The 484-nt window shown below is 45.2% G+C and carries 1 protein-coding gene; it reads right to left on the bottom strand.

Features of this window, described 5'->3' with window-relative positions:
• Window positions 1-169 precede the first annotated feature (169 nt).
• The coding region (locus AB4585_RS24850; RefSeq protein ID WP_372171416.1) for an EAL domain-containing protein at window positions 170-484 on the bottom strand (315 nt) is incomplete at its 5' end.

Genomic DNA, 484 nt, shown 5'->3' with positions numbered 1-484 from the left:
GGCGCAGATTGTTCTTTAGCGACTAGGCCTGCTCTTTCGGCCGCTCTAGGAAACAGAATCGGTGTCAGCATGCCCTCGGGAAGAGGCAAGCCGTTGATCAGTGCTTCCGGCGAATTTGAAAGGCCGTAGTAGCGACTGACGTAAATCAGAGAGTGAAGTAATGAGTCTTTCATTCATTGTCATCCTTGGTGTCAATAGCGAAGCCTTGCAGTCCATTGACGTTATGCATGGCTAACTTATTAATTTGTCTTTGGTTTTCTACTCTTGTGGCTATGACAAATGCGCCAATATCATGCGCGAGCTTGGCAACTGAAGATAAGGTTTCTGTGGTCTTTTCATCGTTTAGATTCAGAGTAAATAAGTAGTCTAGTTTGACGTAGTCAGGTGAAAACTCTTGTAAGTAATCGAGAGATTTTAGGTGGTGCGCATAGTTGTCTACGCCAAATTTAGCGCCGTTGCGACGAATGGTAGACACCAATAGTCG

It is taken from the genome of Vibrio sp. 10N.222.49.C9 (genome assembly GCF_041474985.1).
In the GTDB taxonomy this organism is placed as follows: Bacteria; Pseudomonadota; Gammaproteobacteria; order Enterobacterales; family Vibrionaceae; genus Vibrio; species Vibrio crassostreae_C.
Note: the sequence above shows the minus strand (reverse complement) of the source record. Positions and strands in the feature narration are given on the sequence as shown.